The 24890-nt window shown below is 71.2% G+C and carries 23 protein-coding genes; 12 read left to right on the top strand and 11 right to left on the bottom strand.

Features of this window, described 5'->3' with window-relative positions:
* Nucleotides 1-135: 135 nt before the first annotated feature.
* Both dnaN and dnaA read right to left on the bottom strand, forming a co-directional pair.
* Nucleotides 136-1236: a DNA polymerase III subunit beta gene (gene dnaN, locus MD221_RS10770; protein ID WP_242111718.1), complete on the bottom strand. Its 1101-nt coding sequence runs from the start codon at nt 1234-1236 to the stop codon at nt 136-138.
* Between the two features lie 257 nt (nt 1237-1493).
* Entirely contained in the window at nt 1494-2840 is a 1347-nt protein-coding gene (dnaA, locus tag MD221_RS10775; protein ID WP_242111719.1) for a chromosomal replication initiator protein DnaA, read from the bottom strand.
* A 354-nt stretch (nt 2841-3194) separates the two neighbouring features.
* On the opposite strand from dnaA, the gene rpmH reads away from it, so the two are divergent.
* The 3 genes from rpmH to yidC all read left to right on the top strand — a co-directional run bounded on the left by rpmH (nt 3195) and on the right by yidC (nt 5567).
* Nucleotides 3195-3335: a 50S ribosomal protein L34 gene (gene rpmH, locus MD221_RS10780; RefSeq protein ID WP_041043460.1), complete on the top strand. Its 141-nt coding sequence runs from the start codon at nt 3195-3197 to the stop codon at nt 3333-3335.
* Nucleotides 3336-3405: 70 nt separating this feature from the next.
* A complete protein-coding gene (gene rnpA / locus MD221_RS10785; RefSeq protein ID WP_242111721.1) occupies nt 3406-3849 on the top strand; it encodes a ribonuclease P protein component in 444 nt (147 codons plus the stop codon).
* Nucleotides 3849-5567 carry a membrane protein insertase YidC gene (yidC, locus tag MD221_RS10790; protein ID WP_242111722.1) on the top strand — a complete coding sequence of 573 codons (1719 nt, stop codon included), beginning with the start codon at nt 3849-3851 and terminating at the stop codon, nt 5565-5567. The genes rnpA and yidC overlap by 1 nt, the downstream gene beginning before the upstream one ends.
* Before the next feature lie 212 nt (nt 5568-5779).
* On the opposite strand, the gene MD221_RS10795 is transcribed toward yidC, so the two are convergent.
* The 3 genes from MD221_RS10795 to MD221_RS10805 all read right to left on the bottom strand — a co-directional run bounded on the left by MD221_RS10795 (nt 5780) and on the right by MD221_RS10805 (nt 9424).
* Complete coding sequence (locus tag MD221_RS10795; RefSeq protein ID WP_242111723.1) at nt 5780-6676, bottom strand: MaoC family dehydratase; 897 nt, start codon at nt 6674-6676, stop codon at nt 5780-5782.
* A 22-nt stretch (nt 6677-6698) separates the two neighbouring features.
* Nucleotides 6699-8072: a 3-oxoacyl-ACP reductase gene (locus MD221_RS10800; RefSeq protein WP_242111725.1), complete on the bottom strand. Its 1374-nt coding sequence runs from the start codon at nt 8070-8072 to the stop codon at nt 6699-6701.
* Nucleotides 8073-8143: 71 nt separating this feature from the next.
* Nucleotides 8144-9424 carry an acetyl-CoA C-acetyltransferase gene (locus MD221_RS10805; protein WP_242111726.1) on the bottom strand — a complete coding sequence of 427 codons (1281 nt, stop codon included), beginning with the start codon at nt 9422-9424 and terminating at the stop codon, nt 8144-8146.
* A 153-nt stretch (nt 9425-9577) separates the two neighbouring features.
* Between MD221_RS10805 and MD221_RS10810 the strand changes: the two genes are divergently transcribed.
* From MD221_RS10810 to MD221_RS10825, 4 genes are all read left to right on the top strand, one after another.
* The gene (locus tag MD221_RS10810) at nt 9578-11893 is read left to right on the top strand and encodes an acyl-CoA dehydrogenase (protein WP_242111727.1); all 2316 of its coding nucleotides are present in this window, start codon (nt 9578-9580) and stop codon (nt 11891-11893) included.
* Between the two features lie 12 nt (nt 11894-11905).
* On the top strand, nt 11906-12619 hold the full coding sequence (locus MD221_RS10815; RefSeq protein ID WP_242111729.1) for a TetR/AcrR family transcriptional regulator: 714 nt from the start codon (nt 11906-11908) through the stop codon (nt 12617-12619).
* Between the two features lie 86 nt (nt 12620-12705).
* Nucleotides 12706-14061, top strand: a complete 1356-nt coding sequence (gene mnmE / locus MD221_RS10820) for a tRNA uridine-5-carboxymethylaminomethyl(34) synthesis GTPase MnmE (RefSeq protein ID WP_242111730.1) — start codon at nt 12706-12708, stop codon at nt 14059-14061.
* A gap of 204 nt (nt 14062-14265) precedes the next feature.
* The gene (locus tag MD221_RS10825) at nt 14266-15276 is read left to right on the top strand and encodes an energy transducer TonB (RefSeq protein WP_242111732.1); all 1011 of its coding nucleotides are present in this window, start codon (nt 14266-14268) and stop codon (nt 15274-15276) included.
* 64 nt (nt 15277-15340) lie between these two features.
* Here the strand turns inward: MD221_RS10825 and MD221_RS10830 are convergent, their stop codons facing one another.
* The 5 genes from MD221_RS10830 to MD221_RS10850 are packed head-to-tail and all read right to left on the bottom strand — an operon-like array spanning nt 15341 to nt 19700.
* The gene (locus MD221_RS10830) at nt 15341-16510 is read right to left on the bottom strand and encodes an ABC transporter permease (protein WP_242111733.1); all 1170 of its coding nucleotides are present in this window, start codon (nt 16508-16510) and stop codon (nt 15341-15343) included.
* The gene (locus MD221_RS10835; RefSeq protein ID WP_242111735.1) at nt 16507-17262 is read right to left on the bottom strand and encodes an ABC transporter ATP-binding protein; all 756 of its coding nucleotides are present in this window, start codon (nt 17260-17262) and stop codon (nt 16507-16509) included. The genes MD221_RS10830 and MD221_RS10835 overlap by 4 nt, the downstream gene beginning before the upstream one ends.
* A gap of 43 nt (nt 17263-17305) precedes the next feature.
* Nucleotides 17306-18853 carry an alpha/beta hydrolase gene (locus tag MD221_RS10840; RefSeq protein WP_242111736.1) on the bottom strand — a complete coding sequence of 516 codons (1548 nt, stop codon included), beginning with the start codon at nt 18851-18853 and terminating at the stop codon, nt 17306-17308.
* Nucleotides 18854-18900: 47 nt separating this feature from the next.
* Nucleotides 18901-19095, bottom strand: a complete 195-nt coding sequence (locus MD221_RS10845) for a helix-turn-helix transcriptional regulator (protein WP_242111737.1) — start codon at nt 19093-19095, stop codon at nt 18901-18903.
* Complete coding sequence (locus tag MD221_RS10850; protein WP_242111738.1) at nt 19092-19700, bottom strand: hypothetical protein; 609 nt, start codon at nt 19698-19700, stop codon at nt 19092-19094. The genes MD221_RS10845 and MD221_RS10850 overlap by 4 nt, the downstream gene beginning before the upstream one ends.
* Before the next feature lie 270 nt (nt 19701-19970).
* Between MD221_RS10850 and MD221_RS10855 the strand changes: the two genes are divergently transcribed.
* Both MD221_RS10855 and MD221_RS10860 read left to right on the top strand, forming a co-directional pair.
* Nucleotides 19971-20222 carry a hypothetical protein gene (locus MD221_RS10855; RefSeq protein ID WP_242111739.1) on the top strand — a complete coding sequence of 84 codons (252 nt, stop codon included), beginning with the start codon at nt 19971-19973 and terminating at the stop codon, nt 20220-20222.
* 2 nt (nt 20223-20224) lie between these two features.
* Nucleotides 20225-21511 (top strand): DUF6895 family protein, encoded by a 1287-nt coding sequence (locus MD221_RS10860; RefSeq protein ID WP_242111740.1) that lies wholly within the window; start codon nt 20225-20227, stop codon nt 21509-21511.
* A gap of 10 nt (nt 21512-21521) precedes the next feature.
* On the opposite strand, the gene MD221_RS10865 is transcribed toward MD221_RS10860, so the two are convergent.
* Nucleotides 21522-22307 (bottom strand): FAD-binding oxidoreductase, encoded by a 786-nt coding sequence (locus MD221_RS10865; protein WP_242111741.1) that lies wholly within the window; start codon nt 22305-22307, stop codon nt 21522-21524.
* Between the two features lie 224 nt (nt 22308-22531).
* On the opposite strand from MD221_RS10865, the gene MD221_RS10870 reads away from it, so the two are divergent.
* The 3 genes from MD221_RS10870 to MD221_RS10880 all read left to right on the top strand — a co-directional run bounded on the left by MD221_RS10870 (nt 22532) and on the right by MD221_RS10880 (nt 24877).
* Entirely contained in the window at nt 22532-23506 is a 975-nt protein-coding gene (locus tag MD221_RS10870; protein ID WP_242111742.1) for an ABC transporter ATP-binding protein, read from the top strand.
* Complete coding sequence (locus MD221_RS10875; RefSeq protein WP_242111743.1) at nt 23503-24315, top strand: ABC transporter permease; 813 nt, start codon at nt 23503-23505, stop codon at nt 24313-24315. The genes MD221_RS10870 and MD221_RS10875 overlap by 4 nt, the downstream gene beginning before the upstream one ends.
* A 73-nt stretch (nt 24316-24388) precedes the next feature.
* Nucleotides 24389-24877: a hypothetical protein gene (locus MD221_RS10880; protein ID WP_242111744.1), complete on the top strand. Its 489-nt coding sequence runs from the start codon at nt 24389-24391 to the stop codon at nt 24875-24877.
* Nucleotides 24878-24890 lie beyond the last annotated feature (13 nt).

The raw sequence follows: 24890 nt of genomic DNA on the forward strand, positions 1-24890 counted from the left end.
TGGGGTGCATGAGGGCCTCCATCCTAGCGGCATCCGCCGAAAACCAAGACGCCCGGAAACCCGGGCGTCGTTGATGTTCCACGTGGAACATTCTTGCCGGATCCGGCCAGGCCGGATCCCGGGGCGGGGTGGCCATCAGAGCCGCAGCGGCATCACCACATGGCGGCACTTCTCGCTCGCCGCCTCGCGCACCAGGGCCGAGGAGTTGGCATCGCGCAGCATCAGCACCACGTGCTCGTCGCGCAGGGCGGTGAGGGCGTCCTGCAGGTAGTTAACGTTGAAGCCCACGGCCAGGCCGTCGACCTTGGTATCGGCCTCGACTTCTTCCTGCGCCTCTTCCTGCTCGGGGTTGTGCGCGTTGATCTTCAGCAGGCCCGGGGACACTTCCAGGCGTACGCCGCGGTACTTCTCGTTGGACAGGATCGCCACGCGCTGCAGCGCCGCGCGCAGCACCTCGCGCTCGATCCGCACCTCGCGGTCGGCGCCGATCGGGATCACCGCCTCGTAGTCGGGGAAGCGGCCGTCGATCAGCTTGCTGGTGAAGGTGACATCGTCGCGCTTGACGCGGATATGGCTGCGGCCCATCTCCAGCTCCAGCGAACGGTCGCCGCCCTCGAGCAGGCGCTGCAGTTCCTGCACGCCCTTGCGCGGCACGATGATCTGGCGCTTGGCCTGCACCGGCACGTCCAGCGCCGACTCGCACAGCGCCAGGCGATGACCGTCGGTGGCCACGCAGCGCAGGCGCTTGTCGCCCAGGTCGAACAGCAGGCCGTTGAGGTAGTAGCGCACGTCCTGCTGCGCCATCGCGAAGGCGGTGCGCTCGATGAGTTCCTTCAGCGCCGCCTCGGCGACCGAGACGCGCTCGGTGGCCTCGACCTCGTCCACCGACGGGAAGTCGTTGGCCGGCAGGCTGGCCAGGGTGAAGCGGCTGCGGCCGGCCTGCACCGTGATCTTGTCGCCGGCCTGCGACACCGTGACCTTGCTGCCGTCGGGCAGGGCGCGGACGATGTCGAACAGCTTGCGGGCCGGGATCGTGGTCTCCCCGTCCTTGGCGTCGTCGACCGCGCTGCGCGCGACCATTTCCACTTCCAGGTCGGTGCCGGTGAGCGAGAGCTGTCCGCCCTTCACCTGCACCAGCAGGTTGGCCAGGACGGGCAGGGTCTGACGCCGCTCGACGACGTTGACGACCTGGCCCAGGGGTTTCAAAAACACTTCGCGCTGCAGACTGAAACGCATGCTTCTCAAGTCCCCTATGGCCATGCTCTAAGGATTGGATAAATACAAAAGCAGGTGGTGCTGGTGTCGCGAAAAGCCGTTGGTAACACAACTAACACATTGATTCTAAACGATATTTTCGGAAAACAGAGCCGTTGATAAACGCCGATCGGCTTCCGGACAAGTTGTGGATAACTTCGCGGGCGCCGGCGCGGGCGCCAGTTGTCCACAGCTTGTCCCGGAGTGATACAGGCCTTCCGGCTGGCGTCCCCGCGCGCTCATTCGCTGAGCTTGCGGATCAGCTTGTCCCAGTCCTCGCGCAGCTTGCCGTCGGTCTCCAGCAGGGTCCGGATCTGGCGACAGGCGTGCAGGACGGTGGTGTGGTCGCGACCCGCGAAGGCGTCGCCGATCTCGGGCAGGCTGTGTTCGGTCAGCTCCTTCGCCAGCGCCATCGCCACCTGTCGGGGGCGGGCCAGCGAACGGGTCCGGCGCTTGGACAGCAAATCCTTGATCTGCAATCCGTAATAGTCTGCCACGACCTTCTGGATATTGGGGATGCCGATCGCCTGCTGCTGGGCGCGCAGTAGGTCGCGCAGCGTCTCCTGGGCGAACTCGGGGGTGATCGCGCGCCCGGTGAAGTTGGCGCGCGCGGCCAGCGTGTTGAGCGCGCCTTCCAGGTCGCGCACGTTGCTGCGCATCTTCTTGGCGAGCAGGAAGGCGACGTCCTCGGGGATCTCCGCGCCGCGCTCGCGCGCCTTGGACAGCACGATCTGCGCGCGCGTCTCGAAGTCCGGCGGATCGATCGCCACCGACAGGCCCCAGGCCAGGCGCGACTTCAGCCGCGGCTCCAGGCCCTCCACCTCTCTCGGATAGCGGTCGCAGGTCATGATGATCTGCTGCTTGCCGTCGAAGAGCGAGTTGAAGGTGTGGAAGAACTCCTCCTGGGTGCGGTCCTTGCCGGCGAAGAACTGGATGTCGTCGATCAGCAGCGCGTCGATCTGCTGGAACTGGCGCTTGAACTGGTCGGCCGACTTCTCCTGCAGCGCGCGGAAGAAGGCGCTGTAGAATTGTTCCGAACGCAGGTACAGCACGCGCGCGCCGGGGTTGATGCGGCGCATCTCGTTGCCGGCGGCGAACATCAGATGGGTCTTGCCCAGGCCGGTGCCGCCGTAGAGCAGCAGCGGATTGTGGGCGCGGTCGCCGGGCTTCTGCGCGGCCTGCCAGGCGGCGGCGCGGCCGAGCTGGTTGCTGCGGCCCTCGACGAAATTGTCGAAGCTGTAATGCTCGTCGAGATTGCCGGAAAACGCCTCGCCGCCGGCAACCTCGCGCAGCAGCGGCCGCGGGATCGCGGCCGGCGGCGCGCTCGCCGCGCGCGGCAGCGAGCCGATTTCGAGCGTGACTTCCGAGGACCCGGCGAAATGGTCGAGCAGTTCGCGGATGCGTGCGAGATAGCGCGTGCGCACCTCGTCGCGGACGAAGGCGTTGGGCGCGTACAGCACCGTGGCGTCGTCGCGCCAGGTCGCCTGCAGCGGCTTGAGCCAGGTGTGCACGTCCTCGGCCGGAAACTCGGCCTCCAGGCGTTCCAGGCAGCGCGGCCAGGCGTCGGGGTGGGAAGTCAGACTCATCAGAGACGGATTGATCGAAGCAGATTTGGAGCGAGCAGATCGGAGCGAAGCAGGCATCGCGCGGCGTCGTGGCACGCCGCGGCGGAGCGAAGCAGACTATCACCGGGGCAGGGACGGCGCACCTGCGCAGGACGGCGGAATCGCGGTGCCCGCGCGGCATCGCCGGACGCGATCCATGCGGCGGCGACGAATCTCGCGCCGCTGCGCCCGGCCGCATGCCGGGGCCGCCACCGGGCCCGGGAGGGCGATGCGCGGCCCGCGGCGCCCGCTTTCCCTTCGGACAGGGTCGGCTTGACGCTGCCGCCGGCGGCTCGCTAAAATAGTCGGTCTTGCTCTCCGAATCTGGCTCCAGCCATGGCCACCAAGCGCACCTACCAACCCAGCAACCTCAAGCGCAAGCGCGACCACGGCTTCCGTGCCCGCATGAAGACCGCCGACGGCCGCAAAGTGCTGGCCCGCCGCCGCGCCAAGGGCCGCAAGCGCCTGACTGCCTGACGGCAGCTTCAGCGCCGGGCGCCGGCCTTCGCAGGCCACGGACGCCCCGGCTCCCGACAGTGTCGCTGACATGACCGCCGGCCTCCCGCCCCAGGCGCGGGTCCGCGCGCGCGCCGATTTCGACCGCATCTTCCAGCAAGGCCGCCGCACGGCCTCGCCGCTGTTCGCCCTGCACGTGTGCGAGGACGCGCAGCCGGCCCGGCTGGGACTGGCGGTCTCGCGCAAGGTCGATCCCCACGCCGTCGGCCGCAACCGCATCAAGCGCGTGCTGCGCGACACCTTCCGCCGGGTCCGTGCCCAGTTGCCGCCTGGCGGCTACGTGGTGGTAGCGCGTCCGCCCGCCGCGAAAAGCGACAACCCGGCGCTGCGCGCCGCGCTGCTGCAGCTGTTGCGGCGCGCCGGCGCATTGCCCGCGTCGCCGGGCGGCGGCACAATTCCTCCCGCAGCCCCGTCTGCCGACTCCCCTTCCCGTCCTGCGTCGGATCCCTCCGACGGCCCAAGCCTGCCTGCCTGATGAATCCGACTCGTACCGTTTTGATCTTCGCCTGGCTGATGGTGGCCGTGTTGTTGTGGATGGAATGGGGCAAGGAGCGCAATGCGCCGCCGCCGCCGACCGCGCAGGCCGCCTCCGGCGCCGCGATCCCCTCGCTGGTGCCGGGCGAGGTCGCCTCGACGGTGCCCAGCGCCACGCCCGCCGTGCCCACGGCCGCGCCGACCGCCGCCGCCACGCCGGTCGCCCAGCCTTCGGCCGCCGCCGGCCCGCGCGTGACGATCACCACCGACGTGCTGCGCCTGCGCCTGGACGGCGGCAACATCTTCGACGCCGAACTGCTGCAGTACCCGCAAAGCCGCGACGCCGGCAGCCCGCCGGTGAAGCTGTTCGACGAAACGCCCGCGCACTACTACGTCGCGCAGAGCGGCTGGATCGGCCAGAACGGCGCCACCGCGCCCAGCCACGTCAGCGGCTTCGTGCCCGAACAGGCCGGCAATGCCGACATCAAGCTCGGCACCGGGCAGAGCGAGCTCTCGGTGCCCTTCGTGTGGAAGAGCGCCGACGGCGTGACCATCCGCCGCGTGTGGACGGTCAAGCGCGGCAGCTACGTGATCGGGGTGCGCGACGAGGCCGTCAACGGCGGCGCCAAGCCCTGGCAGGGCTACATCTACCGCCAGCTGGCGCGCATTCCGCCGGAAGCCAAGAGCGGCATGACCAATCCGGAGTCGTACAGCTTCGCCGGCGCCAAGTGGTACAACACCCAGGGCGATTACGACGGCCGCCGCTACAAGGACTTCGTCGACGACGGCCCGCTGGACATCACCGTCACCGGCGGCTGGATCGCCTTGCTGCAGCACCACTTCTTCACCGCGTGGATCCCGCAGCACGACCAGGACTCGCGCTTCAGCCTGGTGCGCGAGGGCAGCGTGGACAGCATCCGCTCCACCGGTCCCGGCTTCGCGCTCAAGCCCGGCGAGAAGGGCGAAAGCCAGGCGCGGCTGTGGGTCGGGCCGAAGCTGGTCTCGCAGATCAACGCGCAGGGCGTGCCCGGCCTGAACCGCGCCGTCGACTACAGCCGCTTCACCATCTTCGCCACGCTCGGCCAGGGCCTGTTCTGGGTACTGGACAAGCTGCATGGCCTGTTCGGCAACTGGGGCTGGACCATCATCGGCATGGTGCTGCTGCTCAAGCTGCTGCTGTTCCCGCTCTCGGCCGCGCAGTACAAGTCGGCGGCGAAGATGCGCAAGTTCCAGCCGCGCATGGCGCAGCTGAAGGAGCGCTACGGCGACGACAAGCAGAAGTTCCAGCTGGCGCTGATGGAGCTGTACAAGAAGGAGAAGATCAATCCGGTCGGCGGCTGCCTGCCGATCATCCCGCAGATGATCATCTTCATGGCCCTGTACTGGGTGCTGATGGAGTCGGTGGAGCTGCGCCAGGCGCCGTGGGCGCTGTGGATAAAGGACCTGACCGCGCGCGATCCCTACTTCATCCTGCCGATCGTCAACATGGCGATCATGTGGACCACCCAGCGGCTCACGCCGGCGCCGGGCATGGACCCGATGCAGCAGAAGATGATGCAGACCATGCCGCTGGTCTTCGGCGTGATCCTGGCGTTCCTGCCGGCCGGCCTGGTGCTGTACCAGGTGGCCAACGGCGGCCTGGGCCTGCTGCAGCAGTGGTACATGCTGCGCAAGTACGCCGACAAGCCGGCCGGCGAGAAGGCGGCGGCCAAGTCCTGAGGCCGGGGTCCGTCGCCGCCCGGCGTGGTTCTCGCGCGGCCGGGGACACTGCCGTCGTTCCCGCGTCGTGTCGTCGACGCGGCCGAGATCGCGATCCCGTGGATTTGCGGCCGAAGCCGCGGTCGCGCCGCGCAAGGCACGGATGACCGGCCACGCGGCTGCTGAAACCCCTGCTTGCGCAGCAATGACGGGGACGGGAGTTGCCCGGTCCGTCAGTCCGGGGTTTCCGCGGCGAGGTAGAGCGTGGCGCCGCTGCGGTCGCTCAGCAGCAGCTGCAGGCGCTCGGGCCCTGGATGCGCCTGCGCCTGGCGCAGATGCAGTTGCGCGTCTCCCGGCAACAGCAGCGGCCGCTTGAAGGCGACGTGCCAGCGCGGTTGCGGCGCGGCGATGCGCTCGACGGCGGCCAGGCAGCGTGCGAAGGACCACATGCCGTGCGCGATCGCGCGCGGGAATCCCAGCGGCTTCGCGCCGAGCGCATGCAGGTGGATCGGATTCCAGTCGCCCGAGGCGCGCGCGTAGCGCCGCCCGGTGTCGGCCGGCACCGGCCACTGTTCGAGCAGGCGATAGCCGCGGTAATCGGGCGCGGCGCGCGGCGCCGGCGCGCGCGCCCGTTGCGCGAGGCGCACCAGCGAGGTGGTGACGCTCTCCCACAGCATCGCGCCGTGCGCGTCGCGGGCCTCGGTGACCAGGTCGAACTCGATGCCGCTGCCGACGATGCGATAGCCGTCGGTGCGCACCTGCAGGTCGAGCGCGATGTCCTCCGGCAGCGGCGCATGGCGCGCGAAGCAGTTGCGCAGGTGCACGATGCCGGCCGGGCGGAACGGAAACGCCGGATGGGTGACCAGCGCCAGGTGCAGCGGCGCGGCGAGCACCTGCGGATAGGGCAGCGGCAGCTGTCCGTCCTCGGCGAAACCGCAGACGGCGCGATAGCGCCGCAGGCGGTCCGCGCCGGCGCGCGCCCCGCGCAGGCGCAGCGCGATCGGCGGCACGATCGTCATCCCGTCCGGCGCGGGACGCCGCGCGAGGGCCGCGCGCAGGTAGCTGCGCAGCAGCGAAGGCGGATGCGCGAATTCGGTGCCGGTGAACGGCTGGCCGTGCGCCGGGCTCATCGTGTCTTGGCCCATCGCCGCCTCACGCCCCGAGCAGGCTCTGCCCGCATACGCGCAGGGTCTGGCCGGTGATGCCGGCCGCGCCGCGCGAGGAGAGCAGGGCGATCGCCTCGGCCACGTCGCGCGGCTGGCCGGCCTGCGAGAGCGAATTCAAGCGCCGCCCGGCCTCGCGCAGGAAGAACGGCATCGCCGCGGTCATGCGCGTCTCGATGAAGGCCGGCGCGACGGCGTTGATGCAGATGCCGCGCGCGGCCAGTGCCGGGGCGCGCGCGGCGACGTAACCGATCAGCGCGGCTTTCGCGGTGGCGTAGTTGGTCTGCCCCAGGTTGCCGGCGATGCCCGACAGCGAGGACAGGCAGACGATGCGGCCGTGCTCGCGCAGCACGCTGTTTTGCGGCGCGCCCTCGCCGAGCAATGCCTCGTCGATCGCGGCGACCGCGGCGAAGTTGACCGCCAGCGCCAGGTCCCAGAACTGCGGCGACATGTTGGCCAGGGTCTTGTCGCGGGTGACGCCGGCGTTGTGCACCAGGATGTCGAGGCCGCCGAACTTGTCGCGGAAGAAATCCGCCAGTTGCCGCGGCGCGTCCTGCGCGGTGATGTCGAGCGGCAAGGCGCTGCCGCCGATCCTGCCGGCGGTGTCGTAGAGCGCCTCGCGGTCGCCCGGCACGTCCAGGCACACCACGTGCGCGCCTTCCTGCGCCAGGCGCGCCGCGGTGGCGGCGCCGATGCCGCGCGCGCTGCCGGTGACCAGGGCGATCTTGCCGGCCAGCACGGCCGTGTCCGGCGCGGCATCGGACATGGCCACCGCGCGCGTGATGCGCAGCGCCTGGCCGTCGACGTAGGCGGCGTGATCGCCGGTGAAGAAGCGCAACGGCGCCTCCAGCCGGTCTTCGGCGCCGCGTTCGACGTAGGCCAGGTTGACGGTGGCGCCGCGCTTGCCCACTTCCTTGGCCAGCGCGCGCACGAAGCCCTCGATGCCGCGCGCGGCGGCGGCGGCCACCGGATCGGCGGCCTGTTCGGGCAGCGGTGCGAGGATCCACACGCGGCCGCTGCGCGCGATCTTGCGCACGGCCGGATGGAAGAATTCGTAGAGCGCGCGCAGCGCGGCCGGCGTCCGCACGCCGGTGGCGTCGAAGACCACGGCCTGCAGCTTGCCGCCGTCCGCGGTCGGTGCCTCGCGCAGCGGCGTGGCGCCGGCGCGATGCAGCGCGCGTTCGAGCGCCGCTTCGGCCTGCGCGCCCTCGGCGGCGCCGAACAGCACGGTTCTGCCCTGCAGCGGTTGCGGCGCGTAGGCGGCCAACGCGCGCGCGAGCGGCACCGGTGCGGGAAGGCCGAGCGCGCGCACGAGTTTGCCGGCGAGCGGATGGTTGGCGAGGGTGAGCAGGTAGTCGGACATGCGCGCGCGGTGATGGGGAAGAGGGGCGCCGCGCGCGGGCAAGGCCCGCCGGCCGCGGCGTTCGTGGCGGCTTACTTCTCGAGGATCGCGGTCACGCCCTGCCCGCCGGCCGCGCAGATCGAGATCAGGCCGCGGCCGTGGCCGGCCTGGTCGAGGATCTTGGCCAGCGTGCCGACGATGCGCCCGCCGGTGGCGGCGAAGGGATGGCCGGCGGCGATCGAGCTGCCTTTGACGTTGAGCCTGGCCCGGTCGATGCTGCCCAGCGGCGCGTCCAGGCCGAGGCGCTCGCGGCAGAACTCGGCCGATTCCCAGGCCGCCAGCGTGCACAGCACCACCGAGGCGAAGGCTTCGTGGATCTCGTAATAGTCGAAGTCCTGCAGCGACAGGCCCTGCTTGGCGAGCATGCGCGGGATCGCATAGGCCGGCGCCATCAGCAGGCCCTCGCGCTCGTCGATGAAATCCACCGCCGCCACTTCGCCGGCGCGGAAATAGGCCAGGATCGGCAGGCCGTGCCGCTGCGCCCATTCCTCCGAGGCCAGCAGCACCGCCGAGGCGCCGTCGGTGAGCGGCGAGGAATTGGCGGCGGTGATCGTGCCGTCCCTGGCGAAGGCCGGCGGCAGCTTGGCCATCTTCTCCAGCGTGGTGTCGGCGCGCAGGTTGTTGTCGCGGCTCAGGCCCTGGTAGGGCATGACCAGGTCGGCGAAGAAGCCCGCCTCATAGGCCTGGGCCAGCTTCTGGTGGCTTTCCAGCGCCAGCTGGTCCTGCGCCTGGCGGGTGATGCCGTAGCGCTTGGCGGTGATCTCGGCATGCTGGCCCATCGACTTGCCGGTGCGCGGTTCGCGATTGGCCGGCAACTCCGGGATCAGGTGCATGGGATTGAGCGCCTTGAGCAGGCCCTTGAGCTTGGCGCCGCGCGTGCGTGCGCCGTTGATCTCCATCAGCGCGCGCTGCAGGCCGGGGTTCACCGCGATCGGCGCGTCGGAGGTGGTGTCGGCGCCGCAGGCGATGCCGGCCTCGATCTGGCCGAGCGCGATCTTGTTGGCGACCAGGATCGTCGCCTCCAGCCCGGTGCCGCAGGCCTGCTGGATGTCGTAGGCGGGCGTGAACGGCGACAGGCCCGAGGACAGCACGCATTCGCGCACCAGGTTCCAGTCGCGCGAGTGCTTCATCACCGCGCCGCCGGCCACCTCGCCCAGCAACTCGCCCTGCAGGCGGTGCTTTTCCACCAGCCCGCGCAGGGTGGCCACCAGCATGTCCTTGTTCGACTGGCGCGCGTAGGCGGTGTTGGAGCGGGCGAAGGGGATGCGGTTGGCGCCGACGATGGCGACCTTGCGCGGGAGGGAGGTGTTCACGGATGCCGCTCCAGGGGACGAAGGCGCCCGGAGGGGCGCCGATACGGGCGAGAATACTAATGTGCTTGCATTAATGCAATCGCATTGCTATGGTCGCTGCGGGCCGGCGCCCTGACCGCTGCCCGCGATCCCCACGACGACCCGAGGTGAGGCATGTTCGGTGCCCTGATGCGTTGGATGCAGGCGGCCAAGGTGCTGCCGAAAGTTTCCGAGACCGAGCGCCAGGCGCTGGAATCCGGCACCGCCTGGGTGGATCGCGATTTCTTCTCCGGCCATCCCGACTTCAAGCGCATGCTCGCCGAGCCCTATGCGCGGCTCTCCGCCGAGGAGCAGGCCTTCCTCGACGGTCCGGTGGAGGCCATCTGCCGCCAGGCCGATCCCTGGCAGATCCAGTGCGAGCGCCGCGTGCCCGAGGCGCTGATCGCGGCCATGCGCGAGGGCGGCTTCTTCGGCCTGAGCATCCCCAAGGCCTACGGCGGCCTGGCCTTCTCCAAGACCGGCAAGGGCGCGGTGAAGTCCAAGCTGGCGGCTGTGCACACCGCGGTCTACAACTGGGCCTCGATCCCGAACTCGCTCGGCCCGGCCGAGCTGGTCACCCGCTACGGCACCGAGGCGCAGCGCGCCCACTACCTGCCCAAGCTGGCGCGCGGCGAGTACTACCCCTGCTTCGGCCTCACCGAACCGACCGCGGGCTCGGACGCGGCCAGCATCCGCGCCGAGGGCGTGGTGTTCAGGGCGGCCGACGGCGCGCTCAAGCTGCGCCTGAACTTCCGCAAGCGCTACATCACCATGGCGCCGGTGGCCAACCTGGTGTCGCTGGCCTGCCGCCTGTCCGATCCGGACAACCTGCTCGGCAAGGGCGAGGACGTGGGCATCAGCGTGGTGCTGCTGCACAAGGGCACGCCCGGCCTGCACATGGGCGACTGGCACGATCCGATGGGGCAGCACCTGCCCAACGGCCCGATCGTCGGCACCGACGTGGTGGTGCCGGCGGAGGACATCGTCGGCGGCGTGGAAGGCGCCGGCAAGGGCTGGGCGATGATCATGGAATGCCTGGCCACCGGCCGCTGCATCTCGCTGCCCTCCACCGCGGTCGGGCCGATGCGCAGCGCCGCCGCGCTGATGGGCGCCTACAGCATCGTGCGCGAGCAGTTCGGCATCCCGATCGGGCAGATGGAAGGCGTGCGCGAGCGCGTGGCGCGCGTGGCCGGCCTGACCTACCAGATGGACGCCGCCTTCAAGTACACCATGGCCGCGGCCGACAACGGCCAGAGCCCGGCGGTGATCTCGGCGCTGCTCAAGCTGCAGACCACCGAGGCCGGGCGCCAGGTGGCGATGGACGTGATGGACGTGTTCGCCGGCAGCGGCGTGATGCGCGGCCCCAACAACATCGTCAACGACGCCTACCAGGCCTTCCCGATCGCGGTGACGGTGGAGGGCGCCAACATCCTCACCCGCACGCTGATCGTGTTCGGCCAGGGCACGATCCGCAGCCACCCCTACGTGCTGCGCGTGGTGCAGGCGGTGGACCGGGGCGATGCCCGCGAGTTCCGCCGCGCGCTGCTGGGCTGGGGCGGGCAGATCGTCGGCAACGCCGGCCGCAATCTGCTGCGCGGCCTCACCCGCGGCTTCAGCGCGGGATCGCCGGTCGGCGGCGAGACCGCCGTGTACTACCGCCGCCTGGCCTGGTCGGCCACGCGCTTCGCGCTGCTCACCGATCTGGCGCTGTTCCTGGTCGGCGGCAAGCTCAAGCAGAAGGGCAGGTTCTCCGGCGCGATGGCCGACGTGCTGTCGTGGATGTTCGTCGGCTTCTCCACGCTGCGCCGCTTCGAGGCCGAAGGCCGCAAGCCCGAGGACCTGGCGCTGGTGCACTGGTCGCTGCAGCACGCGCTGGGGCAGATCCAGCAGGGCTTCCTCGGCGCCTACGAGAATTTCGGCGACGGCCTGGTCGGCCGGCTGCTGCGCGGCCCGGGCCGCTTCTGGCTGCGCCTGAACCCGGTCGGCGGCCCGCCGGCGGCCGCGCTCGACGCGGCGGTCGCCGACGCGGTGCAGAGCATCGGCCCGACCTGGCAGCGCCTGACCGAGGGCGCCTACCTGCCGCCGGACTCCGACCGCGGCGCCGGCCGCCTGCTGCGCGCCTTCCGTCTCACGCTGCGCGCGCGTCCCCTGCGCGAGCGCCTGCGCAAGGCGGTCAAGAGCGGCGAACTGCAGCCCGGGCCGCTGGAAGCGCAGCTGCGCGAGGCCGTGGCCCTGCAACTGATCGACGCGCCGGGCGCGCAGCTGCTGCGCGAGGCCGATGCCGCGCGCATGGCGGCGATCGAGGTGGACCACTTCACCGCCGAGCAGTACTACGCCCTGGTCGGGCGCCCCGTGCCGGAGGCGAGGATCGAGGCGGCCGACGCGGAGCCGGTCCCGTCCGCGCCCGTCGATTCGGCCCCGGCACAGGAACGCAGGCTCGCGGTGCTGTAGCCTTCCGTCCCGATGCAACAGGTCGCCCGCAACAGCCCCGTCAAGCGCAGCGAGGAAGGCGATGCCCGGCACCAGCTGGTGCTGGCCGCGCTGGACTGCTTCGCCAGCCACGGCATCGAGGGCGTGTCGCTGCGCACGATCACCACCGCGGCGGGGCAGGCCAACCAGTCGGCGGTGCACTACCACTTCGGCAACAGGCACGGCCTGGTCGCGGCGGTGCTCGATGCGGTCAACGAGATGATGGCGCCGGCGCAGGCCGCCGCGCTCGCCGAGCTGGCCAACGCGCGCGGCGCGCTGAGCGTGCGCGGGATCGTCGCCATCGCCTTCGCCCCCTACGTGAACCTGTTCGCCGACTCCGCGCTCGGCCGCAAGGCGATCCGCTTCCTGGCGCGGCTGACCTGGCAGGCCGGCAGCGGCGGCCAGAACCTGCTGGTGCGCAAGGTCGGGCCGTACTTCCAGCAGGTGGCGGTGAGCCTGCGCGCGGCGCTGCCCGACAAGCCGCAGGAAGCGCTGGCGCTGCACATCTACATGAGCCTGTGCAACCTCATCCATGGCCTGGCCGACACCAGCCTGCTCAACGTCGAGCCCTATTCCGGCGTCGACCGCCTCTACCGCTACGACGTGGACGCGGTCCGGGAATATTTCTACGACTACATCGCCGCCGGCCTGGCCAGCGAGGTCGCGGGGCAGGGGCGGCCGCCGGGCGCCGGGACTGCCGCGGCCTGAGCTGCGCGGCTTCGGTGCAGGAATGGCGAAAGAAGGGGTGACGGCCGCGTCGCGCAGGCCGCGCGCCGGTCTGCGACCATAGCGGCATGCACGCCGCCGACACCATCGTCGCCATCGCCACCGCGCCCGGCGCGGGCGGCGTCGGCATCGTGCGCCTGTCCGGGCCGCGCGCGCGGACGATCGGCGAAACCGTCTGCGCCCGACCGCTGGCGCCGCGCCAGGCGCAGTACGCCCGTTTCGCCGACGATGACGGGGCCGTCATCGACGATGGCATCGCGCTGCTGTTCCGGGCGCCGGCCAGCTACACCGGCGAGGACGTGGTCGAGCTGCAGGCGCACGGCAGCCCGGCGGTGCTGCAGCAGCTGCTGCGCCGCTGTCTGGCGCTGGGCGCGCGCGACGCGCGGCCGGGCGAGTTCAGCGAGCGCGCCTTCTTGAACGGCAAGCTCGACCTGGCCCAGGCCGAGGCGGTGGCCGACCTGATCGCCGCCGCCGACACGCGCGCGGCCCGCGCCGCGCGCCGCGCGCTCGACGGCGCCTTCTCCCGGCGCGTGGAGGCCATCGCCGCCGAGCTGCTCGCGCTGCGCGTGCATACCGAGGCGGCGATCGACTTCGCCGACGAACCGCTCGACACCCTCGGCGGCGCGCAGCTGCGCGCGGGCCTGGACGCGGCCATCGCCGCGCTCGAGGCCCTGCTGGCCGAGGCCGAGCGCGGCCAGAAGCTGCGCGACGGCCTGCACGCGGTCATCGTCGGCCCGCCCAACGCCGGCAAGAGTTCGCTGCTGAACGCCTTGGCCGGCAGCGAGCGCGCCATCGTCACCGACATCGCCGGCACCACCCGCGACCTGCTGCGCGAGACCATCCGCATCGACGGCGTGGAACTGACCCTGGTGGACACCGCCGGCCTGCGCGAGACCGAGGACGCGATCGAGCGCGAAGGGGTGCGCCGGGCGCACGCCGAACTGGCGCGCGCCGACCTCGCCATCGCCGTGCTCGACGCGCGCCAGCCCGAGGCCGACCGCGCCGCGGTCGCGGACGCCATCGCCGGCGTGCCGCTGCGCCTATGGCTGCTCAACAAGTCCGACCTGTTGCCGCAGGCGCAGCACGATGCCGTCGCCGACGATGGCGGCGACGCCGTCGTGCACGTGTCGGCCCGCACCGGCGCCGGCCTCGAGCGCCTGCATGCGCACCTGCGCGCGATCTGGTCGCAGGGTGGCGCGGAAAGCGCGGACGGCGCGTTCACCGCGCGCGCGCGCCAGGTCGAGGCGCTGCGCCGCGCCGGCGACGAACTGGCGATGGCGCGCACCGCTCTGGCCGGGGACACCCTCGACCTGGCCGCCGAGTCGCTGCGCGCTGCGCACGACGCGCTGGGCGAGATCACCGGCCGGGTCGTCCCCGACGACCTGCTCGGGCACATTTTTTCGACGTTCTGCATCGGCAAATAAACATCCTGCACCGTATCGAACCGCATCGAGCGCATCGGGACGCGTCCGGGCGCGTTAAGCCTCGTGTTAAGCCGCGCGAGCCGCGATCGCGCCGAGCGCGGCACGGACCGGATGGACGAACACGCGCTACTATCGCGTCCTGATGGGCGTGTCCGATGCGCCAGGGGGAAGATCGAGATGTCAGCCACACGAACGGTTCCATGCATGCGCCAGTACCGGATGGTCTGCGCGCGGATGGCGACGGGCGCAGCCCTGATCGTCGCGCTGGGCGCCTGCGGCAAGAAGGAAGACGCCGCCGGCACCGCAACGCCCGCCGGAGCGGCCGCCCCAGCGGCGGCGCAGCCGGCGGTGTCATCGCAGGTGGCCGCGCTCAATGCCGACACCTTGCGCGAGAAGGCGGCCAAGGCCTACCAGGACAGCCGCCTGTACGCGCCGGCCGGCGACAACGCCGCCGAGTACTACCTGGCGCTGCGCGACAAGGCACCGGGCGACCCCGGCGCGTCCAGCGCGCTGACCGACCTGTTGCCGATGATCGTGATCGCCACAGAGCAGAGCCGCGATCGCGAGGATTTCGCCGAGGCGCAGCGCCTGTACGCCCTGCTCGAGAAAGCCGACCCGACCCATCCCGCCCTGACGCGGCTGAAGGAGAGCGTGGCCAGCGCGCAGAGCGCCGTGACCCAGCGCGCGGAGGAGCAGAAGCTCACTGCCGAGCAGGAGCAGGCGCGCGCGGCGCAGCTGGAGAAGGAGCGCCAGCAACAGCAGGCCGCGCAGCAGCAGCAGGCGGCGCAGCAGCTGGCCGCCGCCCAGGAAGCCGAGAGCAAGGCCGCCGCGCAGCGCGAGGCGGAGAGCAAGGCGGCCGCGCAACGCGAGGCCGAGAGCAAGGCCGCCGCGCAGCGCGCCGAGCAGCAACAGCAGGCGGCCGCGGCGGCGCCCAAGCCCGAGCCCGAACCGGCGGCGCCGACGCTGCGCGCGATCAGCACGCCGCAGCCGCGCTATCCGATGGAAGCCCTGCGCGCCGGGCAGTCGGGCGAGGTGCAGGTGGAATTCACCGTCGGCACCGACGGCACGGTGACCAATGCCCGCGTGGTGCGCGCCAACCCGCCGCGCGTGTTCGACCGCGAGGCGGTGGCCGCGGTGCGGCGCTGGCGCTTCGAGCCGGTGGCCGCGCCGGTCACCACCCGGCGCAACATCGGCTTCAGCGCCGGCGGCGGCTGATCCGCGCGCGCGGCTTCGGCACGCGCGCGGCGGTTTCGGAAGGCCCCCTATCGAGCGCGGGGCGTCAGGCGGAGATCGCCAGCCGCTCCTGGTGGTAGCGGCGCATGGCGGCGAACCAGAGCAGCGCCGCCAGCGCCAGCCCGGACACGAAGTACACCGCCCATTCCTGCGGCGCGATGGTTTCGACGCGGATGACCTTGAGCAGCATCTGGTTCTGCGCCAGGAACGGCACCGCGTACTGCCACAGCTGCGTCTTCACCGGATTCACCAGCAGCATCACCGTGGGGATGATCGGCAGCAGCATCAGGATCGACATGTAGCTCTGCGCCTCCTTCACCGATTTCGCGCCGGCCGCGATCCAGGTCAGCAGGGTGGTGCCGATCAGCAGCATCGGCAGCAGCACCAGCAGGATGGTGCCGATGGCGCCGAAGCTGACGTCGAGCGTGCGCGCGATGCCCGGCGCGAGCTGCGCGCCGAGCTTGAGCGCCAGCAGCGTCAGCAGCAGGCTGGCCAGGCCGACCGTGCAGGCGCCGAGGATCTTGCCGGTGACGATGCCCGCGCGCGATGCCGGCGTGGCCAGCAGCGGCTCCAGCGATTGCCGTTCGCGCTCGCCGGCGGTGATATCGATCACCAGGTACGCGCCGCCGAGGAATGCGCTGAGGATGAACAGGTACGGCAGCATCGCCATCACCGTGCTGCGGCGCGCGGCCGGCGTCGACAGGTCCTTGTGCGAGACCGCCAGCGGCGCGGCCACGCCCGGATTGATGCCGCGCGCGAGCAGGCGCAGCGCGCCGACCTGCTGGCCGTAGGCCTGCAACGCCGCTTCCAGGCGCCGGTTCGGGATCTCCGCGTCCTGGCGCGTGGAATCGCGCACGATCTCCACCACCGCGGGCTTGCCCGCGGCCCAGTCCTTGGCGTAGCCGGCATCGATGTGCAGGTACACGTCCTCGTCCTGGCTGCGGATCGCCGCGTCCGGATCGCCGTCGAACGCCTTGCCCGAGATGCCCTGGCCGGCCAGCCACGCGATCAGGTTCGGCGCGCGCTCGGCGCCGACGATGACGATGTCCAGCGGCTTCTCGCTCTGGCTCTTGGCGCGGCTCTCGCCGAGCGTGATCAGGCCGATCATCAGCGCCGGCGTGAGCAGCGGGCCCAGCAGCAGGGCCATGAACATGGTGCGGCGGTCGCGGACGAATTCGCGCAGCTCCTTGGCCCACACGGTCAGGATGGCGCTCATGCGTGCAGTCCTTCTTCCGAGCCGATCAGCGAGACGAACGCGTCCTCGAGGTTGTCGCGGCCGGTGTGCGCGCGCAGCTCGTCCGGCGTGCCCTGCGCGACCACCTTGCCCTGCGCGATGACCACGATGCGGTCACACAGCGCGGCGACCTCCTGCATGATGTGGCTGGAGAAGATCACGCAGCGGCCCTCCTCGCGCAGCTGCCTGAGGAAGCCGCGCAGGCCGCGCGTGGTCATCACGTCCAGCCCGTTGGTCGGCTCGTCGAGGATCACGTTGCGCGGGTCGTGCACCAGCGCGCGCGCGATCGCGGTCTTGGTGCGCTGGCCCTGGCTGAAGCCCTCGGTCTGGCGGTCGAGGAAGTCGGTCATCTGCAGCGCCTCGGCCAGCGCGCGGGTGCGCGCGTCGATGTCGGCCGACGACAACCCGTGCAGTTCGCCGAAGTAGCGCACGTTCTCGCGCGCGGTCAGGCGCTTGTACACGCCGCGCGCGTCCGGCAGCACGCCCAGCGCGCGGCGCGCGGCGGCCTGGTCGGCGGCCACGTCGATGCCGTCGACCAGCACGCGCCCGCTTTCCGGCCGCATCAGCGTGTATAGCATGCGCAGCGTCGTGGTCTTGCCGGCGCCGTTGGGGCCGAGCAGGCCGGTGATCTCGCCGTCGCGCGCCTGGAAGCCGACGTCGTCGACCGCGATGACCGGGTGCTTGTCCTTGCCCTTGCCGGGAAAGGTCTTGCGCAGGTGTTCGGCGACGATCATGGCGCGGCTCCGGAAAGCGGTGGGGCGGGAATGCGGTTCGGGTTCATGGCGACCAGCCGTTGAAGGAGGTGAAGGGGGGCGTGTACGGCAGGCGCTGGAGGCATCCGGCGTCCAGCGTCCTGGCATCGGCGGTATCGATGAACTGCGTCATCAGCTTGGGCGTGCAGCCGGCGGAGAACACCGCATGGCCCTGTCCGCGCAGCACCAGCAGGCGGCCGTTGGGCAGGGTTTGCAGCACCTGCCGGCCGTAGTCGGGCGGCGTGACCGGGTCGTACTCGCCCTCCAGCACCAGCACCGGCACGCTGCCGCGCAGCGGCGCGCGGAAGTCGGCCGGCACCGCGCCCTTCGGCCAGACCTTGCACTGCGCGGCCATCGCCTCGGCCAGCGCGTTGCCGAGCACGGTGTCGGTGTCCTCGTCGCGGGCGACGAGGCTGTCGCCGTCCTCGCTGCAGATCACCGACAGCTGCATGCCCATCGCGATCGCGTCCTGCAGCATGTCCATGCTGCCGAGCGCGGCGAGGTTGCCGTAACGGCCCTGGTTGGCCTCGTGCACCAGCAACGGCAGCAGCGAGGAGGCCGTGGGCATGTACGCGTACATGCGCACCAGCCCGGCGACGTCGCCCGCGGTCAGGACCTTGCTGCGCGTTTCGCCCGTCGCGGCGTCGCGGTATTCCACCGTCGGCGGGGCCTTGCGCAAGGTGGCCAGCAGGGTATCGAGTTCGGCGCGCGGGTCGCCGAGCTTCGCCTTGCATGCCGGGTCCGCGCTGCAGCGCCCGAACTGGAGCGCGAGCGCATGATCGAGGTTGCGGGCGAAGATGTTGCCGATGGTCAGCGTGTTGGGCACCACCGAGTCGAGGATGATGCTGCGCACGCGCTGCGGATGGCGCATCGCGTACTGCTGCGCGACGCGGGTGCCGTAGGACACGCCGTACAGGTTCAGCTTGTCCACGCCCAGCGCCTGGCGCACCGCATCGAGGTCGGCGACGGCCTGGCTGGTGCCGTAGAAGCGCAGGTCGGCGCGTTGTTGCAGCGCGTCGCGGCAGGCCTGCGTGGCCGGCACCAGCGCCTGCACGGACGTATCGTTCAAGTCGCCGAAATCGCAGCGCAGCGGATTGGACCGGCCGGTGCCGCGCTGGTCGACGAGCACGATGTTGCGCGTCTTCAGCACCTCGCCGAACGCGGCCGCCATGCCCGGCCAGCCGTCGACGATCGACTCGCCCGGGCCGCCGGAGATCGCGAACAGCGGGTCGGGTTCGAGCCGGGCGTCGTCGTCGGCGGGAATCCATGCGATGCGCAGGTCGATGCCGCGGCCCTGCGGCTGCGCCGGGTTCTCCGCCACGCGCAGGCTCCCGCACTGCGCTTCCACGCTGGGCCTGCCCGGCATCGAGGCGGCCAGCGTGCACGGCGTGAAGGCGATGCGCCCGTACTTGCGCGGCGCCGGCGGGGCGGCCGGCGTCGCGTGGCTTGCGGCCGCACGCGGCCGCGGGCCGGCGTCTTCGGCCTGCGGGTGCTGGCCCCGGTACCAGGTCCAGCCGAACCAGCCCAGCGCGGCGAGCGCGAGCGCGATGCGGAACAGATTGCGTGGCGACATGTCGGTCAGCTCCTTCCGGCCGCGGGCATGGGCGTGCAGTTCATGGGTCACTCCTCGAACAGGAAAATGGTTTCGATGCGTTCGCCGAACAGCCGCGCGATGCGGAAGGCCAGCGGCAGCGACGGATCGTATTTGCCGGTCTCCAGCGCGTTCACCGTCTGCCGCGAGACCTCGAGCTGCTCGGCGAGCCGGCCCTGCGACCAGCCGGCGCGTTCGCGCAGTTCGCGCAGGCGGTTGTTCATCGGTAGTGCCGGCGCACGAAGAACTTGGCGACGGCGTAGCCCAGGCACAGCAGCGGGAACACCCAGATCATCGCCATCGCCGCCGGTACCGCGATCACCCGCGCCAGCTGCAGCAGGCCGCCAACCAGGTACAGCTGCGCGACCACCAGCCCGGCGATGCCGAGCGATTCCAGTTCGATCCGGCGCACGAGCTCGTCCACGCGGCGCACGTAGCGCACCATCGCCACCGTGACCCAGCTCAGGCCGAGGCCGGGCAGCACCGCCACGCAGGCGCGCAGCGGCACCGAATCGATGCCGCGCCGGATCAGGTACGAGGAGCCGAACACCGCGGCGACGTACAGCACCATGCCCGGCAGCATCTCGCGGCGGTAGGCGCGCCCGGCGGGGCTTTCGTAGTCGTCCTCGACCATGTCGCGCCACCAGCGCGGCATCAGCCGCATCGCCAGCCAGATCGCGCCGCCGACGAAGGCGAGGCCGGTCAGGACCCCGGCCATGCCGTCGCCGATCGTTCCCGGGCGCAGCCTCTCCAGCAGCGCGCCCGCGCCGCAGGCCAGCGCCGCCAGACCGAGCCGGTTGCAGTGGCGCTGCAGGCGAGAAAGTTTCATGGCCATGCCGGATAGCTTGTCAAGGATGCTTGACAGGCACGATAGCAAGCGATTTCACGGCATGTCAAGCGTCCTTTACAGACGGGGCGGCGATGGCCGCCGTGCCCTTCCTGCCGAGGCCAGGAGATGCGGCCGCGGCGGCGCATCCGTGTCAGTCGCCGCCGCCCGACGACGTTCCTTGATGCAGGGGCCGCGCTGCGGCACCCGAATGCCGGTGCCGGCCCGCCCGGAACGACATCTTTTCAACGATCCCTTTCAAGGAGACAGGCAATGCCCAGGACCAACGATCTCGAACACAACGTGCAGAATCTCGTCGAAGGCAAGATGCTCAACCTCGACGTCACCCTTTCCTCGATGGTCAAGGGCGGCGCCCTGTCCGGACTGGACCCGTGGGACATCTGGTGCGGCAACGGCTGGATCGTGCGCCGCTGGCCGGGTCCGCGCCGTTTCGAGGAGCAGTTCGATCGCGGCGCGCTGAAGGAGCTGATCCGCGCCGAGCTCGGCGCGCTGCGGCAGGGCTGAGGATGGGCGCGGCGATCGCGCTGCGGGGCGGACCTGCCGGGTCCGTCCCGCCCGCGCCGGCGGAGACGGGGCTGCGCGGCGCCTTCGGCGTCGATGCGGTGTTCGCCTATCTGCACGCGCACCTGCCGCTGCTGCGGCAATGCCGTGCGGGGGAGCGCGCGGCGGACAAGGCCGCGTGCGAGATCGCGCTGCTGTGCTGGGCGGTCTCGCGCAACGCCGCCGCCTGGGCGCGCCTGCACGCCAGCGCGCAGCCGCTGCTGGCCTGGGCCGACAAGCGCCTGCGCGGCGATTCGGTGCTCGAGGCCATGCTGTGGCAGCCCTCGCGCCTGCCGATGCTCGCGCTCGGCGACGGTTTCCTGTCCGCGCTCGGGCGGCAGGCGCCCGCGTTCGCGCGGGCGGCCGCGGCGGTGCGCGAGGGCGGGCTCGGCGCGGACGGCGAGCGCAGTCCCTACCAGGGGCTCGAGGTCGCCTTCGGCCAGGCGCTCTGCGGCCTCGGCCCGCCGCCGCAGCCCCGGCATTGGCTGGCGCACTCGCCGTTCCTGCCTCTGCTCAGCGTCGACGACGGCTATGCATTGACGCACGCGATCTTCTATCTCACCGCCTTCGGCCGCGAGCCGCTGCCGCCCGGCTACGCCGCGGCCGACGTGCACGAAACGCTGGAGAACGGCCTGTGGTGGTGCCTGTGGCGGCGCGACCTGGACCTGCTGGCGGAAATGCTGCTGTGCGCGCTGTTCACCGGCATGCCGGCGACCGCGGCGGTGCGCACCGCGAAGGCGCTGCTGTTCGCCGCCGGCAACCTGCACGGGCACCTGTCGGCCTGGGAATCGCTGCCGGCGCCGCATGGCGCGACGATGCAGTTCTTCCAGCTCTATCACCCGCTGCTGGTGGCGGCGCTGCTGGACAGCGAGCTGGAGCGGCGCGCGGTCGACTGGTCGGCCGCCACGGCCGAACTCGCCGTCGACATCGATCCGGGCGAAGGCGATCCGGTCGCGGCGCTGGGCATCTCGGGGATGCGCGCGCAGCTGCGCGCGTTGCAGGCCGAGACGTTCGAGGACGCCATCGCCGGCGTCTATGGCGGCGAGATCCGCGACGCGTTGCCGGCACAGGCGCGGCGGCAGCCGGATACCGAGGACTGGCGCATCGCGCTCGGCTTCGTGCGCCGCGACGCCTGGACGGTGACCGCCGGCGTGGCGGCGCAGCTGCAATGCGGACGCGCCACCGCCTGCCTGCGCCATGCGCGGCGCTGGCTGGAGACCCTCGCGCCGGTGCTCGCCGCGCGCCGCGGCTGAGCGCGGCCGGCTACTTGCTGCTGACGTACTTCTCGCGGCGGATCTGCGGCACCGGCAGGCCGTGGCCCTTCAATGCCTCGAAGCAGGCATCGACCATGTCCGGATTGCCGCACAGATAGGCGATGTCGCCCTCGGCGGCGGGCGCCAGTTCGTCGAGGAACTGCTGCACGTAGCCGTGGCGCACGTCGGCGTGCGCGAGCGGCGAACCGGCCTCGGGCAACTGCCGCGACAGGCAGGGCAGGTAGCGAAAGCCCGGATGGCGCTCGGCGAAGGCGCGGAATTCCTCGCCGTACAGCAGTTCCTGCGGCGTGCGCGCGCCCTGCAGCAGCACCGCCTCGATGCCGCGCTCGGCCATCTGCCGTTCCAGCAGCGGCAGCATGGAGCGGTAGGGGGTGACGCCGGTGCCGGTGGCGATCAGCAGATAGCGCCGGTTGGCGTCGGCCGGCGCCAGGCAGAAGCGGCCGTAGGGGCCGCTGGCCTGGACGGTCTCGCCCTCGCGCAGGCCTTCGAACAAGGCCGTGGCCGCGCCGCCGGAGACGTAGCTCACCGCGATCTCCACCACCTCGCCGCGCGGATGGCGCGGCTCGATGTCCGGCCCCGGGGCGTGGTCGTGGATGGTCGCCAGCGAATAGCTGCGCTTGGTCGCGGTGCCGTCGGCGTACTCGAAATGCACCTGCACGAACTGGCCGGGCACGAAATCCAGCGGCTGACCGTCGTCGCGGACGAAGGAGAGGTGGGCGACGGTCGGCGCCAGCATGCGGCGTCCGACGAGTTTCAGCGGGAAGTGAACGGGCACCTGGGACCTGTCGGTGGGGTGGAAGGCCGCGTCGGGCCGGCGGAACGGAGCGTTGACCGGGGCGCGGCCCGCAGGCGCCTATAATAACGGCTCCGCCGCGGCGAACGCGGCACCACACCGTTGCGCCGGCCCGACGCGCCGGGACCGGCATCCATGGCCCCCGCATCGCAGGCGTTCCCCGCACGCCCAGCCGCAGCGCCCCTTCGCAGACGCCCATCTCCCGCATGACTTTCTCCCAACACCCCGTGGCCGGCGCGCCGGCATTGGCCATCCGCGACCTGCGCAAGACCTACGACACCGGCGTGCAGGCGCTCAAGGGCGTGTCGCTCGACGTGCAGCCCGGCGACTTCTTCGCCCTGCTCGGCCCCAACGGCGCCGGCAAGAGCACGCTGATCGGCATCGTCTCCTCGCTGGTGAACAAGAGCTCGGGCGAGGTGCGCCTGTTCGGCGTCGACCTGCACGCGCAGCGCGACGCGGCGATGCGGCTGATCGGGCTGGTGCCGCAGGAGCTGAACTTCAACATGTTCGAGAAGCCCTTCGACATCCTGGTCAACTACGCCGGCTTCTACGGCATCCCGCGCGAGGAGGCCAGCGCGCGCGCCGAGCAGGAACTCAAGCGCGCCCAGCTCTGGGACAAGGCGCGCGTCATGGCGCGCACCCTTTCGGGCGGCATGAAGCGCCGGCTGATGATCGCCCGCGCCATGATGACCCGGCCCAGGCTGCTGATCCTGGACGAGCCCACCGCCGGCGTGGACATCGAGATCCGCCGCGGCATGTGGACCACGCTGCGTGAGATCAACGCCGCCGGCACCACCATCATCCTCACCACGCACTACCTCGAGGAAGCCGAGAGCCTGTGCCGGCACCTGGCGATCATCGACCGCGGCGTCATCGTCGAGCAGGGGCCGATGCGCGCGCTGCTGGCCAAGCTCGACGTGGAAGGCTTCCTGTTCGACATCGACGGCACCCTGCCGGCGGCGCTGCCGCAGATCGAGGGCGCCACGCTCGTCGCCGCCGACGACCACACGCTGGACCTGGACATGCCGCGCGCCATGGATCTCAACCGCGTGTTCGCCGCGTTCAACGAGGCCGGCATCCGCGTGCGCTCGATGCGCACCAAGTCCAACCGGCTGGAGGAGCTGTTCGTGCGCATGACCAGCCCGGGCGGCGCCGTCCAGGCGGCGGAGAAGGCCGCATGAGCACGCAGAGCCTGCCCGCCGCCGCCGACCAGGGCAGCATCGCCCGGCGCAACTGGGTGGCCTACGCCACCATCGTGCGCCGCGAGGTGGTGCGCATCCTGCGCATCTGGGGCCAGACCCTGGTGCCGCCGGCGATCACCATGACGCTGTACTTCCTGATCTTCGGCGGCCTGATCGGCTCGCGCGTGGGCAGCATGGACGGCATCCGCTACATGGACTTCATCGTCCCCGGCCTGGTGATGATGAGCGTGATCCAGAACAGCTACGGCAACATCTCCTCCAGCTTCTTCGGCGCCAAGTTCGGCCGTCACGTCGAGGAGCTGCTGGTCAGCCCGATGCCCAGCTGGGTGATCCTGGGCGGCTACGTCACCGGCGCGGTGCTGCGCGGGCTGATGGTGGGCGTGATCGTGCTGGCCATCGCCATGTTCTTCACCACGGTGCGGCTGCCGCATCCGCTGGTCACGCTGAGCACGGTGGTGCTGGGGGCGACCATCTTCTCGCTGGCCGGCTTCGTCAACGCGGTCTACGCCAAGAAGTTCGACGACGTGGCGATCGTGCCGATCTTCATCCTCACCCCGCTCACCTACCTGGGCGGCGTGTTCTATTCGGTGAAGCTGCTGCCCGGCTGGGCGGAAACGCTCACCCACGCCAACCCGATCTTCTACATGGTCAACGCCTTCCGCTACGGCCTGCTCGGCGTGTCCGACGTGCCGTTGCCGGTGGCCTATGCGCTGATGCTGGGCTTCGTGGTGGCGCTGTCGGCGCTCGGCCTGTGGCTGCTCAAGCGCGGAGTGGGGCTGCGCAGCTGAATGGGCCGCGACGGGTTGACCCCGTTCGCGGATGGGGTACGTTGCAAGCGCTGCCACTACACAGGAGATGACCATGCGTACGATGTTCCTCGTTGCAGCGGCTCTGGGCACCGCCTTCGCCGCCGGCTGCGCGCCGGCCGACAAGACCCCGGCGGGCGGCGAGCCTCCTGCCACCGACGCGACCGTCGCACCCGCCGAGGCCAAGATCGGCGGCGACGCGCCCAGCCCCGTGCCGGCCTTCAAGGGCGGCGGCGAGCACTTCAGCATCGACATCCAGTCGGTGGGCAAGGGCGACCACAAGACCGAACTGGTCTGGGGCAGCGGCAGCTACAAGGCCAGCGGCAACCTGCGCTACAACGGTCCGGTGATGGATGCGCCGAGCACGTTGATCGTGCTCAGCGGCGAGCTGACCCTGCCCGAGGGCGCGCGTCCGGCGACCGTGGAGATCAAGCGCGAGGAGTGCACCGACGACGCCGACCGCAAGCACATGCACAGCGTCCAGGTGCACGTGGAGGGCGTGGAGGCCGAGATGCGCGGCTGCGGCGACCTCGCCCAGTATTGAGCGCGGCGCAGCG

Origin of the sequence: Luteimonas aquatica, from assembly GCF_022662575.1 — a bacterium.
Classification (GTDB): Bacteria; Pseudomonadota; Gammaproteobacteria; order Xanthomonadales; family Xanthomonadaceae; genus Luteimonas; species Luteimonas aquatica.

Coding starts and splice junctions, on each gene's coding strand:
- MD221_RS10875 (WP_242111743.1), top strand. CDS start 23,503: ATGAGCACGCAGAGCCTGCCCGCCGCCGCCGACCAGGGCAGCATCGCC.
- MD221_RS10810 (WP_242111727.1), top strand. CDS start 9,578: ATGTTCGGTGCCCTGATGCGTTGGATGCAGGCGGCCAAGGTGCTGCCG.
- MD221_RS10795 (WP_242111723.1), bottom strand. CDS start 6,676: ATGAGCCCGGCGCACGGCCAGCCGTTCACCGGCACCGAATTCGCGCAT.
- MD221_RS10850 (WP_242111738.1), bottom strand. CDS start 19,700: ATGAAACTTTCTCGCCTGCAGCGCCACTGCAACCGGCTCGGTCTGGCG.
- MD221_RS10855 (WP_242111739.1), top strand. CDS start 19,971: ATGCCCAGGACCAACGATCTCGAACACAACGTGCAGAATCTCGTCGAA.
- MD221_RS10825 (WP_242111732.1), top strand. CDS start 14,266: ATGCGCCAGTACCGGATGGTCTGCGCGCGGATGGCGACGGGCGCAGCC.
- MD221_RS10860 (WP_242111740.1), top strand. CDS start 20,225: ATGGGCGCGGCGATCGCGCTGCGGGGCGGACCTGCCGGGTCCGTCCCG.
- MD221_RS10830 (WP_242111733.1), bottom strand. CDS start 16,510: ATGAGCGCCATCCTGACCGTGTGGGCCAAGGAGCTGCGCGAATTCGTC.
- MD221_RS10835 (WP_242111735.1), bottom strand. CDS start 17,262: ATGATCGTCGCCGAACACCTGCGCAAGACCTTTCCCGGCAAGGGCAAG.
- MD221_RS10840 (WP_242111736.1), bottom strand. CDS start 18,853: ATGTCGCCACGCAATCTGTTCCGCATCGCGCTCGCGCTCGCCGCGCTG.
- dnaA (WP_242111719.1), bottom strand. CDS start 2,840: ATGAGTCTGACTTCCCACCCCGACGCCTGGCCGCGCTGCCTGGAACGC.
- MD221_RS10870 (WP_242111742.1), top strand. CDS start 22,532: ATGACTTTCTCCCAACACCCCGTGGCCGGCGCGCCGGCATTGGCCATC.
- MD221_RS10815 (WP_242111729.1), top strand. CDS start 11,906: ATGCAACAGGTCGCCCGCAACAGCCCCGTCAAGCGCAGCGAGGAAGGC.
- yidC (WP_242111722.1), top strand. CDS start 3,849: ATGAATCCGACTCGTACCGTTTTGATCTTCGCCTGGCTGATGGTGGCC.
- rpmH (WP_041043460.1), top strand. CDS start 3,195: ATGGCCACCAAGCGCACCTACCAACCCAGCAACCTCAAGCGCAAGCGC.
- dnaN (WP_242111718.1), bottom strand. CDS start 1,236: ATGCGTTTCAGTCTGCAGCGCGAAGTGTTTTTGAAACCCCTGGGCCAG.
- MD221_RS10800 (WP_242111725.1), bottom strand. CDS start 8,072: ATGTCCGACTACCTGCTCACCCTCGCCAACCATCCGCTCGCCGGCAAA.
- MD221_RS10880 (WP_242111744.1), top strand. CDS start 24,389: ATGCGTACGATGTTCCTCGTTGCAGCGGCTCTGGGCACCGCCTTCGCC.
- rnpA (WP_242111721.1), top strand. CDS start 3,406: ATGACCGCCGGCCTCCCGCCCCAGGCGCGGGTCCGCGCGCGCGCCGAT.
- MD221_RS10845 (WP_242111737.1), bottom strand. CDS start 19,095: ATGAACAACCGCCTGCGCGAACTGCGCGAACGCGCCGGCTGGTCGCAG.
- mnmE (WP_242111730.1), top strand. CDS start 12,706: ATGCACGCCGCCGACACCATCGTCGCCATCGCCACCGCGCCCGGCGCG.